A 12,969-nucleotide genomic window follows, 5' to 3' on the forward strand; every position below is an offset into this window, starting at 1 on the left:
ACGGCACGGGAACCGTGGCGGCGACCGACGACCACGAACTGCCCCGTCCCGCCGGACAATGCTGGACGAGACACTCTGCAGCGGCGCCGCTCGCCGTAGACTGCCGTCGTGAGTTCTGGACCTGATGCCATCACCGTTCTCGTCGTGGGCTCGGGAGGCCGCGAGCACGCCCTGGCCCTCGCCATCAGCAAGGATCCTGCCGTGGCCGCCGTCCACGTGGCGCCCGGTAATCCCGGTACGGCCGGCTTCGCCACCAATCATCCGGTCGACATCCTCGACGGCCCGGCGGTCGCCGCGCTCGCCGTCGACCTGGGCGTCGACCTGGTCGTCGTCGGCCCGGAGGCTCCGCTGGTGGCCGGCGTCGCCGACGCCGTGCGCGAGCGCGGCGTCGCCTGCTTCGGCCCGGGTGCTGCCGCCGCCCGGCTCGAGGGCTCGAAGGCCTTCGCCAAGCAGGTCATGGCCGACGCCGGCGTGCCGACGGCCAGGTCCCGCACCGCCACGACGCCCGAGCAGGCGGCTGCCGCGCTCGACGAGTTCGGTGCCCCCTACGTCGTCAAGGCCGACGGCCTGGCAGCCGGCAAGGGCGTCGTCGTGACCGACGACCGCCAGACGGCCCTCGATCATGCGGCCGAGTGCGGCCAGGTCGTCATCGAGGAGTACCTCGACGGCCCCGAGGCCAGCCTGTTCGTCATCACCGACGGGGTCACCGCCGTCCCGCTGCCGCCCGCGCAGGACTTCAAACGGGTGGGCGACGGCGACGAGGGGCCCAACACCGGCGGCATGGGCTCGTACACCCCGCTGCCCTGGCTTCCCGGTGGCACCGTCGAACGGGTCATGGCCGAGGTCGTCGAACCCACCCTGGCACGCATGCGTGACCTCGGTGCGCCCTTCACCGGCCTGCTCTACGTCGGCCTCGCCCTCACCAAGGCCGGCCCCCGCGTGGTCGAGTTCAACGCCCGGTTCGGCGACCCCGAGACCGAGGCGATCCTGCCCCGTCTGAACACCGGCCTGGGGACCCTGCTGCTCGCCGCCGCAACCGGCGCGCTCGCCGAGCAGCCGCCCCTCGAAGTCTCCGGGGACGCCTGCGTCGGTGTCGTCCTGGCCGCCAAGGGCTACCCGGCCACCCCGGCCAAGGGTTGCGTCATCACCCTGCCCGACGAGCCCGAGGGCGTCCACGTCATCCACGCCGGCACCGCCCTGGACGCCCGGGGGCGGCTCGTCGCCGCCGGCGGTCGCGTCCTGGTGGTCGTCGCCACCGGATCCGACATCGCCGACGCCCGCGAGCGGGCCTACGCCCACATCGACCGGATCGACTTCGCCGACGGCTTCGCCCGCACCGACATCGCCTCGCAGGCCCGCCTCGACGCCATCGCCGCCCGCCTGGGCCGAGACAGGAGAGAACAGTGAGCGTTCCCAATGTGCTGGCCACCCGCTACGCCTCGGAGCAGATGCGCCGGATCTGGTCGCCCGAGCACAAGGTCGTTTCAGAGCGCCGGCTGTGGATCGCCGTGCTCGAGGCCCAGCGCGACCTGGGCGTCGACTTCGGCGGCGACGACCCGGACGTCGTCATCGCGGACTACCGCAGGGTCGTCGAGCAGGTCGACCTCGACTCGATCGCCGCTCGCGAGCGCGTGACCCGCCACGACGTGAAGGCCCGCATCGAGGAGTTCAACGCCCTGGCCGGCCACGAGCACGTTCACAAGGGCATGACCAGCCGCGACCTCACCGAGAACATCGAGCAGGCGCAGGTGCTGGGCGCCCTGAGACTGATCCGGTCCCGCGTCGTCACATCCCTGGCCCGGCTGGCCGAGCTGGCCGCACGCTACGCCGACCAGCCGATCGCCGGCCGCAGCCACAACGTGGCCGCCCAGGTGACCACCCTCGGCAAGCGCTTCGCGACCTGCGCCGATGAGCTGCTCATCGCCCATGCCCGACTGGACGACCTCATCGCCCGCTACCCGGCCCGTGGCATCAAGGGGCCGATGGGTACCGCCCAGGACATGCTCGACCTGCTCGGCGGCGACCTGGAGCGGCTCGCCGAGCTCGAGCAGCGCATCGCCTCGGACCTGGGTTTCCACCACGTGCTCACGAGCACCGGCCAGGTCTACCCGCGCAGCCTCGACCTCGACGCCCTGTCCGCCCTGGCCCAGACCGCCGCCGCCCCGTCCAACCTGGCCACCTCGATCCGCCTCATGGCGGGCAACGAACTGGTCACCGAGGGCTTCAAGCCCGGCCAGGTCGGTTCCTCGGCCATGCCGCACAAGATGAACACCCGCAGCTGCGAACGCATCAACGGCATGGCGGTCATCGTTCGCGGCTACGTCTCGATGATCGGCGAACTGGCCGGCGACCAGTGGAACGAGGGCGACGTCTCGTGCTCGGTCGTGCGCCGCGTGGCCCTGCCGGACGCCTTCTACGCCCTCGACGGGCTGTTCGAGACCTTCCTGACCGTGCTCGCCGACTTCGGGGCGTTCCCCGCCATGATCGCCGCCGAACTCGACCGTTATCTGCCGTTCCTCACCACGACGAAGATCCTGATGGCCGCGGTCCGCAAGGGCGTCGGCCGCGAGGACGCCCACGAGGTCATCAAGGAGAACGCCGTCGCCGTGGCGCTCGAACTGCGCGAGACCGGCTCCGGGACGAACCCGCTGTTCGACCGGCTGGCCGACGACGGCCGCCTGCGCCTGAGCCGCGACGAACTCGCCGAGCTGGTGAGCGCCCCGCTCGAACTCACCGGCGCCGCCCGTCACCAGGTCGGCCGGGTCATCGCCCGGATCGAACCGATCGTCGCAGCCGACCCCGAGGCGGCCGCCTACCGGCCCGGCGCAGTGCTCTAGCGGCTCGGCGCGCCAGGCGACCCGTACCCGGCGTGCCAGGGCAGGACATGCCACATCCTGTGAGAAAAAGCATGTCTTCGTGTCGCAGCCCCGGTCCAGAGTCATATCGGGCGGTCCGGGGGCTGGTCGCGGCGCACCCGCCGCCGTTTCTCAGAACTCCCCGCCGCGCTCGTCGGCCAGGCGGGCGCCGGCGTCGACGAAACCCGCGACGGTCACGACGAAGGCGCTCACCGGGCGGTCGCCCTCGGGGGTGCGGAACCATTCCAGACCCAGGTCGATCCGCGCGCCCCAGCGCTCGGCGCGGTCGACCACCTGCTCGATGACCAGCCCCAGCTGCTCGGCCGTGTCGAAGGCGAGCGCATAGCTGAGCGAGTCCCGCAGGATTCCCGAGGCCTCCTCAACGGGGATCTGTTCGGGGCTCAGCGAGTCGAGGTGACGCCGGTAGGCGAGCAACTCGTCGCGAGTGCTGGCGCCCTCGTCGGTGCGCTTGCTCATGAGACGCCCCAGCGAGGCCAGTTCCAGGCCTGCGACGACGATGAGCACCGGCCCCACCAGGACGCCCCAGTGGCCCGTCGCCATGACCTGAATGACCCCGAGCACCGCCAGGACGAGCCCGATGACGATGACGACACCGCCCGCCCATCCCCAGCGGTTGTTCACCGTGGAACCATGCTGGAACCAGCCGCGGCCCATCGTGTCCTCGCGCAGCTGGCGCTTGGTGCGCGACAGCACCTGCCCCGTCGACGTGACGACGCTCGAGAGGGTCACCGAGTCGTCGGGGCCGGTGAAGACCTGGTTGAGCAGGAAGTGCTCGAAACCGTGCAGCCTCTCGCCGTCGGTCCGCCTCGTCGTGCGGGTGAGCACCCAGTCATGGGCGGGACGGTCGGGATGCGCCAGCACGGTGATGGCCAGGAAACCGCGCTGGGCCAGGTCGATGAGCGTGATGAGGACGTCCCTGCTGGTCGTCGACTCCTTCAACAGGGTGTTGACCATGCCCGGCGTCAGGCCCGCCGGGGACGTGGTGACCGGCTCGGGTTCGATGAGTCCGGGACGGTTCACCGGGATCTGCTCGTCATCGGCTCGAAGCCGGCGGGAACGGATGACCGCGGTACTCGCGACGACGACGGCGGCGATACCGACGATGAGCACGACGAGCGCCAGTGTGTCCACGATGCAAACCTCCGCAATCACCCTAGCGGCTGAATGTGGCCCCAGCGGAGAGGATCACACACCGGCCATGACTACAGCTTTGTGAATGACCTGTGAAGACCGTGTTTCTCATTGAATGGCATCTTTGTGAACAAGCTATGGCCAGCCTGTCAATTGAATAATTCATGTCTGGCAGAATGGACAGGTGCACACCCCTGAAGAGAAGAAGGGCCGTGTCACGGGCTACGTTCCCGGCGGCTTCGACATGTTCCACATCGGACACCTCAACGTCCTGCGCGCTGCCCGCCAGCACTGCGACCGTCTGGTCGTGGGCGTCGCGGCCGACGAATCGCTGTACCGCATGAAGGGTCGCATGCCCATCATCCCCCTGCGCGAGCGCTGCGAACTCGTGGCCTCGCTGCGGTTCGTCGACGCCGTCGTGGTCGACCTCGACCAGGACAAGCGCCTCGCCTGGCGTCTTCAGCCCTTCGACATCCTGTTCAAGGGGGATGACTGGAAGGGCACCCCCAAGGGGGACAAGCTCGAGGCCGAGATGGCAGAGGTCGGCGCCACCGTGTTCTACCTGCCCTACACGCCGAGCACGTCCAGCACCAAGCTGCGTCGTTTCATCGCCCCCGAGGACTTCACTGACGAGGACGTCCTCGCCGAGGGGGCCGTGCCGAGCGGGGTGCAGGTCAGGTGAGCCCTGCCCAGTCCGAGACCGCCGACGAGACCTGGGGGCAGCGGTTCAGCCGCTATCGGGCCGAGCTCGACGCGGCCCAGAAACCCGGCAATGGCGTTCCCGCCTACACGCGCTGGGTCAACCGCCGCGGCGCCCGGGTCGTGGCGGCCTTCGCCGCCGCCACCGGATGGACGCCGAACAATGTCAGCGCGATGTCGTTCCTGCTGTCCGCCCTCGGCATGGTCGTCCTCATCGCCTGCCGGCCCGCGGTGTGGGTCGGTGTCGTGGCCGCCGTGTTCCTCGCCCTCGGCTACCTGTTCGACTCCGCCGACGGCCAGGTCTCGCGGGTCACGCACGCCTCCAGCAAGACGGGGGAGTGGATCGATCACGTCGCCGACGCCTTCCGGTCACCGGCGATCCACCTGTGCCTGGCCGTCACCACGGTCATCCACACCGACCGCCTCTGGTTCGCGCTCGTGGCCGTCGGCTACGCGTGGGTCACATCCGGCCAGTTCCTCTCCCAGATCCTCGCCGAGCAGTTCGTGCGGGCCGCCGGTCGCAAGCAGACCCGGGGCGGCACCCTGCGTTCCTTCGTCCTGCTGCCGACCGACCCCGGCACCCTGTGCTGGTCGTTCGTCCTGTACGGCCTCGGAGCACCCTTCATCGTGGTCTACACGCTGCTCGCCGTCATCGCCGTCTGCCACTCGCTGCTGTCGCTGAGCCGCCGCTACCGCGACCTGCGGGCCCTCGACGCGGCCGCCCAGGGGGGCTGACGTGCCGCGCCTGTCCGTTCTCCTGCCGGCGCGCAATGCCGAGCGGACCGTCGCCGGGGCGGTGCGCTCGACGCTGTCCGCCATGCCCGCCGACGCAGAGCTCCTCGTCGGCGACGACGGTTCCACCGACCGCACCGCCGAGCAGGTCCTGGCCGCAGCGACCCGCAGGGGCGTCACCGACCCCAGGCTGCGCATGGTCGAGGTCGCTCCCGGCCCGGGCGGCATCACGCGCGTCCTCACCCGGCTGCTCGACGTCTCGGACTCGGCGCTGGTCGGGCGCATGGATGCCGACGACATCTGCCTGCCCGGCCGGTTCCGTGCCGCGCTGCGATCCATCGGCCGCGGCGACGACATGGTCTTCCAGCAGCAGATCGAACTCCGCGAACCGGCGGACGGCGGAACGCGGCGCCGGATCGTGCCCCGCGCGCCCTACCCGATCAGCCCCGACGAGTTCGGTCTTCACCTGCTGTTGACCAACCCGGTCTGCCACCCCACGATGGTGGCGACCCGGGAACTTCTCGACCGGGTGGGCGGGTACCGTGACGTGCCCGCCGAGGACTACGACCTGTGGCTGAGGTCGGCCGCCGCCGGCGGGCGCCTGCGCCGTCTCGGCCGCTGGGGCCTGATCTACCGCGTCCACCCGGCGCAGATCACCGCCTCCCGGAGCTGGCGGGACGCCTCGTGGGCCGATGAGCGCCAGGCGCAGGCCTTCGCCGACCTGTCCGAGCGGCTCACCGGCGCCCGCCTGCGCCGGATCGTCTCGATGAGTGCCCTGCCCCCCGCCGAGCGCGAGGCGGAGATGGCCCTCTTCGCGGCGGCGGTCCGACCGGCCATCGACGCCCTCGGCCCCCGGCGGGCCGCCCCCCTCAACAGACGCCTCGAGGCCCGCCAGTCCTGGTTGCGCAACCAGAAGAGTCCTTCCGAGCAGAATCTCCAAGGAGAGACCGAATGAGTACCCTCACCCCGCCTCCCACCGGCGGCCCCCAGATCCTGTGGCACGAACTCCAGCGCCGCTGGAGGGAGATCCTCGCGGGCGTTCTCATCGGCGGCCTGCTCGCGGGGCTGTCCCTCATCATCGGGCCGAGCTCGCACACGGCGACGGCGACCGTCGCGATCACGAACCCCTCGTCGAGCCCCGAGCCCGCCGCCCGTTCCTCGCTGTCCAGCACCGACATGGTGACCGAGAAGGGGATCGCCACGTCGGCGACCACGCTGCGCCAGGCCCTCAACTCCCTGGACGAGAAGGACCTGACCCTCGCCGACCTCGAATCAGGCCTCGAGGTCGAGGGGGACACCAATGGCACCATCGTGACGGTCGCCTGGTCGGGTGGTGATCGTGATCAGGCCGTCGCAGTGACCAATGCGATCACCGCCGCCTACATCGAGCAGCGCACGGGCCTCACCGAGCAGCGCGCGGACGAGATGCTGGCGACCGTCACCGAGAAGATCAATGCCCTGAACGAGGAGGCCGCCGGTCTCGACACCGGGACGCCTGCGGGGCAGGTCCGCTCCGCCGCGATCCAGTCCGAACTGTCCGGCCTGCTCACCGAGCAGGACCAGCTCGCCTCCTACCACGTCACGGCCGCGCGGGTGCTCACCGACGCCGGCGACTCCCCGGACGTCACCGATCCACCGAGGATGAGGACCCTCGTCGCCGGCCTGCTGATCGGCCTCGTCCTCGGCCTGGCCATCGGTTTCGTTCGTGAGCGCCGCGAGAAGCACGTGCTGGCCGCCCGCCAGCTCTCCGACCTGACCGGCCTGCCCGTCTGGGGCGCCCAGGATGGTGCCGGCCCCGGCGCACAGTGGGACGCCCCGGCCCAGTTGGCCGCCCTGGCCGTCGGCAAGGGCTCAGAACTCATCTTGTTGGCCGACGGGTCGGACCGGCGCGCCCTGGCCTTCGGCCAGGCCCTCGGCCGCGCTCGCAGGGCCCAGTCCGCACCCGCCCCCGTCCTCGTCGACAACCGCATGCCCCTTGCCGAGATCGTCGAGCGGCTCGGCGATGAGGGCCGGATCCTCATCGGCACAGCCACCGGCGCCTCCCTGAGTGAGCTGCACGAACTACTCGACCAGCTCACCATTGCCGACCGCGACGTCGTGGGTCTCGTCATGCTCGACGGCGATGCCCCCGCGGCGGGCACGCGGATCACCAACGGGCAGCAGCCTCAAACCCCCACCGAGCCTCGGAATCCCTCGTCCCAGGGCGCCGCCGAGTCCTGGCGTGCGGCGTTCCAGAGGCCCGCCGCAGAACCCCCGCTGACTCCGCAAGTCCCCGAGCCCCAGCCCGTCATGTCCCCGCCCACCGGGCCTGCGAGCGCCACGACCGCCGGGGATGCGCCTTTCTCCCCGCAGGTCGCGGCCGAAGCCCCGCACCCGGCTCCCCCCTCGGAAGTCCCCATGTCGAGGACCGCCGTGACCGAGGCCGGTGGCGCGGAGCAGCCCACTGCGCTGCGGGGACCAGACGCCTCGCCGGATGCCGGCACCCCCGCGGAGCCCGTGTCCGCCGGCGGGGCGGAGCCCGCCGCCGAACCGGCGGAGAGCACCGCCCGACAGGAGGACGACAGGCCCGTGCCGCCGCGCAACAGGGCCCGATCCGCGGCCGACTACCGGAGAATGATCCGTCGTCAGAACCGCGGGAGGAAACATGGCGGCCGCTGACGCACTGCCGGGGGAGATCGACGAGGCCGGTTCGCGCATCGTCCAGTGGGACCGCTCCACCGGCCGGCTGAGGGTCGTCAGCGACTTCGGTCAGGCCACCACCCTCGTCCTCGTGCGCGACGGCGCCCGCACCGTCGGCGCCGTGACCATCGCCACCGGCCAGGACATCGCCACGGCCCCCGAGGTGCGGGCGCTGCCCCCAGCGGCCGACAGGGCCTGGAAGGAGGGTGCCGGTGCGGGACTGTCGGCCTCGGTGGTGTTGTGCACGACAGGTGACTGCGACCTGCTGCACCCGGCCGTCGAGGCCCTCCTGGCCCAGACGCATCCCGACTTCGAACTCGTCGTCGTTGACAACGCCCCGGCCTCGGGCAGGGTCCGCCGCGTGCTCGGCGATGTCGAGGACGCCAGGATGCGGATCATCGAGCAGCCCGCCCGGGGCCTCTCCCACGCCCGTAACGCCGGTGCGGCGGCGGCGAGCCGACCCTTCATCGCCTTCACCGATGACGACGCCATCGTCGACCCCGGTTGGCTCGTCGCCCTGCTCGACCCCTTCGCAGCCGACCCCGATCGCGTCATCGGCGCGACGACCGGGATGGTGCTGCCCGCCGAGCTGCGCTACCGGGCCCAGCGCTGGTTCGAGTCACGTGGCGGCTTTCCCAAGGACGACGTACCGCGCGTATGGATGGCGTGCCGACCGGCCCCGCGCCCGGTACGCGACTTCGGCGCGCCCGGTGAGGGCGGCCCGCTGTACCCGGTGACGACCGCGCGCGTCGGCGCCGGCGTCTGCATGGCCTACCGGGCCGAGGCGCTGGCCGGCGCCGGCAGTTTCGATGTCGCACTCGGCGCGGGCACCCCGACCCGCGGGGGAGAGGACCTCGACATGTTCGCGCGCGTGTTGCGCGCCGGATGGGCCATCGTCCACACCCCCGACGCGGTGCTGCACCACCGGCACCGCCGGGACGAGGCAGGCCTGGACACCCAGGTCCGCGGCAACGGCTCCGGCACGGCGGCGCTGCTCACCAAGTCGGTGCTCGAGCACCCGAGCACGCTGCTCACCCTGGCAGGGCGCCTGCCCGCTGTGGCGGCCCGGGTCAGGCCCGGGTCCGACCGGGTCGCCGGGACCGACGACGACACGCCCGGCTCTCTCACCAGGTCGGAGATCAAGGGTTTCCTCGAGGGGCCGGTGCTCTATGCCCGATCGGCGTGGTCCGCGAGGCGGGCGCGGTGAGGGCTCGACGAGCACTCGCGAGCGGCCGCTGGGACCGTTCACCCGGCCGCGGGCGGTGGCAGCGTACGACGGCCCGGGGGCTGTGGCGCCGCCCAGCGGTCGGCCGGGCCGGCAGGCCGGTGGAACTCGAGGCGCAGTCCCTGCCGGCCTGGCCGTTCGTCGCGGCCTTCGGCAGCTACATCATCTGGTGGTTCGTCGGCATCGGGGACATGATCTGGCCGATCATGGCCGCCGTCATGCTCGTGCTCATGGTGCGGCGGCGTGGCCTGCGGTTCCCCCGCGGCTGGGCCATCTGGGCCTTCTTCCTGCTCTGGGCGACGATCTCGATCGTCGAGTGTGACACCGCCGGACGTGCGCTGGGTGCGCTCTACCGTCTGGCGATGCTGTTCGCCGCCACCGTCTTCGCCTTCTATGTCTACAACGCCCGCAGCACCATCACGCTGCGCACCGTCGGCTCGGCGATGAGCCTGTTCCTGTTGTCCGCCGTACTCGGCGGGCTCCTCGCGATGATCGCTCCCGAACTCCAGATCAGCACACCGTTGTCTCATGTCCTGCCCGGCGCGCTCACGTCGAACAGTTTCGTCCACGAACTCGTCTACCGCTCCACCACCCAGTGGATCGAGAACTCGTGGGTGCAGACCGATCCGCGCCCGAGCGCCCCATTCGTCTACGCGAACACGTGGGGCAACGTCTTCTCGCTCGTCTTCCCGATCGTCCTGGTCCATACCGTGCAACTGTGGCGCGAGTACTCGCCGCGTCGCTGGCCGGTGACGATCCTCGCCGTCGGCTCGCTCATCCCGGCGGCCGCCACGCAGAACCGTGGCATGCTCGTCGGCCTGGCGGTCATCGCCCTGTGGGTGGGCGTCCAGCAGGCCAGGACCGGCCGTACCCGCCAGGTGCTCGCCGGGTTCGTCGTCGCCATGACCGCAGTGCTGGTCTGGGTCGTCTCACCGATGGGCCGGTCGTTGTTCAGCCGGGTCCAGACGAGCACATCGACCGAGGACCGGCTCATCAATTACCTGGAGACGGTCAACACACTCCGCGAGTCGCCCCTGCTGGGCTTCGGCGCCCCGCGCCCGTCCACCGCGTCGTGGTTGCCCTCGCTCGGCACCCAGGGCCAGTTCTGGACGGTCCTGTTCTCGCACGGGGTCGTCGGCGCGATCCTGTTCATGGCCACCTTCGTCGCCGCCGCCGTGTACGCCTGGCGCTCCACGGACACCTACGGCGCGGTCCTCGGCGGCATCGCAGTGGCCACGTTCGTGGAGTCGTTCTACTACGGGATGACGACGGGCCTGATGGTCTCGCTCGTCGCCGTCGCCCTCCTGGTGCGTCAGCGTGAGACCGGCGAGACCACTGGCCCGCTGCGAGGGCAGGTCAGCACGTCGGATCGTCGGGGAAGGTCTCGCTGGCGAGTTTCCAGGAGCCATCGGGATTCGTGAGCGTGAAGATGGTCAGCGAGCGCTTCGGCTGCGAGGCGCGCAGATCGGTGCCCTGGTCGTTGAGCACCTGCACCGCCGAGGAGTCGACGCAGGCCTCGACCTCAAGGCTCGTCCCGTCCTCGGAGGTGTTCGTGATCCGGGCGTTCTCGATCGTCGGGGCGCCTTCCTGGTGCACGCCGGTGTTCATGAACTCCTCGGACTGCGCCAGGTACTCGTCGAGCGCGCTGCCGGTGAGTACATCGGACAGGTCGACGGGGTTGCCCGGGTCCGACAGGGCCGTGGCCGTGCGGGTCAGGGCCTCAAGCGTCGTGTCCGCGGCCTCTCCGTCGGTCAGGGGAGTGGCGGGCGCGGTGCGTCCCGGCGTGGCGTTCTCGGGTGGGGCGACGGTCGACGGGGCGCTGGACGGGGAGCCCTCCGAGTCCTCCCCGGGCGTCGCCCGCAGGAAGCGGACCGCCGTGACGATGAGGACGAGCAGGAGCACTGCGCAGATCACTGCGACGACCAGCCGCCTGCGTGAATGAACCGTCGTGAAGGCCATGGGACACACCAGTCAGTGGGAAACGGGGGGACTAGGGCTCAGATGCTACCCCAGGAGAAGGATTGTTGAATGAGTGAGCACAAAGAGGATCGCACGGCCCTGGCCCGGGGCGGCATCATCGGTTTCGTCGGCGCAACGCTCAGCGCCGTGCTCGGCTTCCTGCTCTCCGTGCTGCTGGCCCGCCTGCTCGGTTCGGCCGGGTCGGGCGTCGTCACGCAGGCCACGGGGGTCTTCTCGCTCATCATGGCCATGGCCAAGCTGGGCTTCGACTCGGCCGCGATCTACCTCATGCCGCGCCTGCGCATCGGCAGTCCCGAGGAGATCCGTTCCTGCCTGACCTACATGGGCACCCTGACGGTCGGCATCTCACTCGGTGTCGTCCTCGTGCTCGAGATCGTGGCGCCGCGCATCTGGGGGGCCGATGACCCGTCGGTGCTCAACGCCGTCCGGGCGATCATGTGGTTCATCCCCGTCGGCTCCCTGACGGTCGTCGCGGCCGCGGCCCTGCGGGCCCTCGGCAACATGCGCGAGTACGTCCTGGTTCAGAACATCACCCTGCCCGTCCTGCGCCCGGTCCTCGTCGCCGTGGCCGTCGCGCTGGGCGGCTCGTTGACCGCCGTGTCGGTCTCCTGGGCGCTGCCGTTCGTCGTCGTCCTGTTGCTCAGCTGGTTCCTCCTGCTGCGCCACCTGCCCCCCGAAGCCGAGACCGGTCCCCAGCCCCGCTGGCCCGGCGCCCGGCGCCGGCGCGCCATCATGGGTTTCGCCCTGCCCCGCACCCTCTCCGCCACCCTCGAGCAGGGGCTGACCTGGCTCGACGTCCTCATCGTCGGCGCGCTCGCCGGCAACGCCGCGGCAGGCATCTACGGCGGGGCCAGCCGCTACATCCAGGCCGGGCTCATCGTGGACACCGCTCTGCGCATCGTCGTCTCGCCGCAGTTCAGCAGGCTCATGCACACGAACAAGATGGATGAGCTGCGTGCCCTCTACTCGACGGCGACGATCTGGCTGGTGCTCTTCGCCACCATGATCCACCTGCTCATGGCGATCTTCGCGCCCTGCCTCATGCTGATCCTCGGCCCGGAGTTCCTGCCGGGCTCGTGGGTGCTGGTCATCCTGTGCTGCGGAGCGATCGTCACCTTCTGCGCCGGCAACATTCACTCGCTGCTCATCATGAGCGGGCGGAGCGGCTGGGCCGCCTTCAACAAGGCCGTCGTCCTGGTGACGAACATCATCGGCAACCTCGTGCTCATCCCGGTCCTGGGGATCAACGGGGCGGCGCTCAGCTGGGCGGTGTGCATGGTCGTCGACGCCGCGCTGGCCACGATTCAGGTCGTCCACTTCCTCGACGTGCGGCCGAACGTCGTCGACGTCCTGCGGCCGCTGGCCGGCGTCGGGGTCAGTGTTGGCATCCCGGCCGGCCTTGTTGCCCTGGTTCTTGGACGAGATTCGTTCCTCGGCATGGGGATCGGGGTCGTGGCCGCCCTGGTCTGCTTCGCCGTCATGTGCCGACTGCTGCGGGAGCCTTTGCACTTGTCAGGGCTCGGATCAATGCTAAAGTCAAAGACCAGGAACAGCTGAGGGTAACCCGTAGGGGTGTTTTCATAGGCAATACCCAGCGCGACCCAATGTTCACAACAGTTTTATGTGAACCTTCAAACGTGGCATGAT

11 protein-coding genes are annotated in these 12,969 nt (G+C 70.5%); 9 read left to right on the plus strand and 2 right to left on the minus strand.

Annotated features, from left to right (window positions below; all coding sequences use genetic code 11):
• Nucleotides 1-129 precede the first annotated feature (129 nt).
• Nucleotides 130-1,407: a phosphoribosylamine--glycine ligase gene (gene purD, locus PROPJV5_RS05085; RefSeq protein ID WP_119715313.1), complete on the plus strand. Its 1,278-nt coding sequence runs from the start codon at nucleotides 130-132 to the stop codon at nucleotides 1,405-1,407.
• Nucleotides 1,404-2,837 carry an adenylosuccinate lyase gene (gene purB, locus PROPJV5_RS05090; protein WP_119715248.1) on the plus strand — a complete coding sequence of 478 codons (1,434 nt, stop codon included), beginning with the start codon at nucleotides 1,404-1,406 and terminating at the stop codon, nucleotides 2,835-2,837. Before purD ends, purB begins: the two co-directional genes overlap by 4 nt.
• 150 nt (nucleotides 2,838-2,987) lie before the next feature.
• Here the strand turns inward: purB and PROPJV5_RS05095 are convergent, their stop codons facing one another.
• On the minus strand, nucleotides 2,988-4,007 hold the full coding sequence (locus tag PROPJV5_RS05095; protein WP_182858580.1) for a DUF2207 family protein: 1,020 nt from the start codon (nucleotides 4,005-4,007) through the stop codon (nucleotides 2,988-2,990).
• Between the two features lie 184 nt (nucleotides 4,008-4,191).
• Between PROPJV5_RS05095 and PROPJV5_RS05100 the strand changes: the two genes are divergently transcribed.
• From PROPJV5_RS05100 to PROPJV5_RS05125, 6 genes are read left to right on the plus strand one after another with little or no spacing between them, the layout of a single operon-like run.
• On the plus strand, nucleotides 4,192-4,689 hold the full coding sequence (locus PROPJV5_RS05100) for an FAD synthase family protein (RefSeq protein ID WP_239018400.1): 498 nt from the start codon (nucleotides 4,192-4,194) through the stop codon (nucleotides 4,687-4,689).
• The gene (locus PROPJV5_RS05105) at nucleotides 4,686-5,441 is read left to right on the plus strand and encodes a CDP-alcohol phosphatidyltransferase family protein (RefSeq protein WP_119715250.1); all 756 of its coding nucleotides are present in this window, start codon (nucleotides 4,686-4,688) and stop codon (nucleotides 5,439-5,441) included. Before PROPJV5_RS05100 ends, PROPJV5_RS05105 begins: the two co-directional genes overlap by 4 nt.
• A gap of 1 nt (nucleotide 5,442) precedes the next feature.
• Nucleotides 5,443-6,393, plus strand: a complete 951-nt coding sequence (locus tag PROPJV5_RS05110) for a glycosyltransferase family 2 protein (protein WP_119715251.1) — start codon at nucleotides 5,443-5,445, stop codon at nucleotides 6,391-6,393.
• Entirely contained in the window at nucleotides 6,390-8,096 is a 1,707-nt protein-coding gene (locus tag PROPJV5_RS05115) for a hypothetical protein (protein WP_119715252.1), read from the plus strand. The genes PROPJV5_RS05110 and PROPJV5_RS05115 overlap by 4 nt, the downstream gene beginning before the upstream one ends.
• A complete protein-coding gene (locus PROPJV5_RS05120) occupies nucleotides 8,083-9,324 on the plus strand; it encodes a glycosyltransferase (protein WP_119715253.1) in 1,242 nt (413 codons plus the stop codon). Before PROPJV5_RS05115 ends, PROPJV5_RS05120 begins: the two co-directional genes overlap by 14 nt.
• Entirely contained in the window at nucleotides 9,321-10,763 is a 1,443-nt protein-coding gene (locus PROPJV5_RS05125; protein WP_147385355.1) for an O-antigen ligase family protein, read from the plus strand. The genes PROPJV5_RS05120 and PROPJV5_RS05125 overlap by 4 nt, the downstream gene beginning before the upstream one ends.
• Here PROPJV5_RS05125 and PROPJV5_RS05130 read toward each other — a convergent pair.
• Nucleotides 10,699-11,301 (minus strand): hypothetical protein, encoded by a 603-nt coding sequence (locus PROPJV5_RS05130; RefSeq protein WP_119715255.1) that lies wholly within the window; start codon nucleotides 11,299-11,301, stop codon nucleotides 10,699-10,701. The two genes, PROPJV5_RS05125 and PROPJV5_RS05130, sit on opposite strands and share 65 nt — an antisense overlap.
• Nucleotides 11,302-11,370: 69 nt before the next feature.
• Between PROPJV5_RS05130 and PROPJV5_RS05135 the strand changes: the two genes are divergently transcribed.
• Nucleotides 11,371-12,879, plus strand: coding sequence for an oligosaccharide flippase family protein (locus tag PROPJV5_RS05135; protein ID WP_119715256.1), 1,509 nt, complete (start codon nucleotides 11,371-11,373; stop codon nucleotides 12,877-12,879).
• The last annotated feature ends 90 nt before the right edge of the window (nucleotides 12,880-12,969 follow it).

Origin of the sequence: Propionibacterium ruminifibrarum, assembly GCF_900289195.1 — a bacterium.
In the GTDB taxonomy this organism is placed as follows: Bacteria; Actinomycetota; Actinomycetes; order Propionibacteriales; family Propionibacteriaceae; genus Propionibacterium; species Propionibacterium ruminifibrarum.

Coding starts and splice junctions, on each gene's coding strand:
- PROPJV5_RS05115 (WP_119715252.1), top strand. CDS start 6,390: ATGAGTACCCTCACCCCGCCTCCCACCGGCGGCCCCCAGATCCTGTGG.
- PROPJV5_RS05120 (WP_119715253.1), top strand. CDS start 8,083: ATGGCGGCCGCTGACGCACTGCCGGGGGAGATCGACGAGGCCGGTTCG.
- PROPJV5_RS05130 (WP_119715255.1), bottom strand. CDS start 11,301: ATGGCCTTCACGACGGTTCATTCACGCAGGCGGCTGGTCGTCGCAGTG.
- PROPJV5_RS05135 (WP_119715256.1), top strand. CDS start 11,371: ATGAGTGAGCACAAAGAGGATCGCACGGCCCTGGCCCGGGGCGGCATC.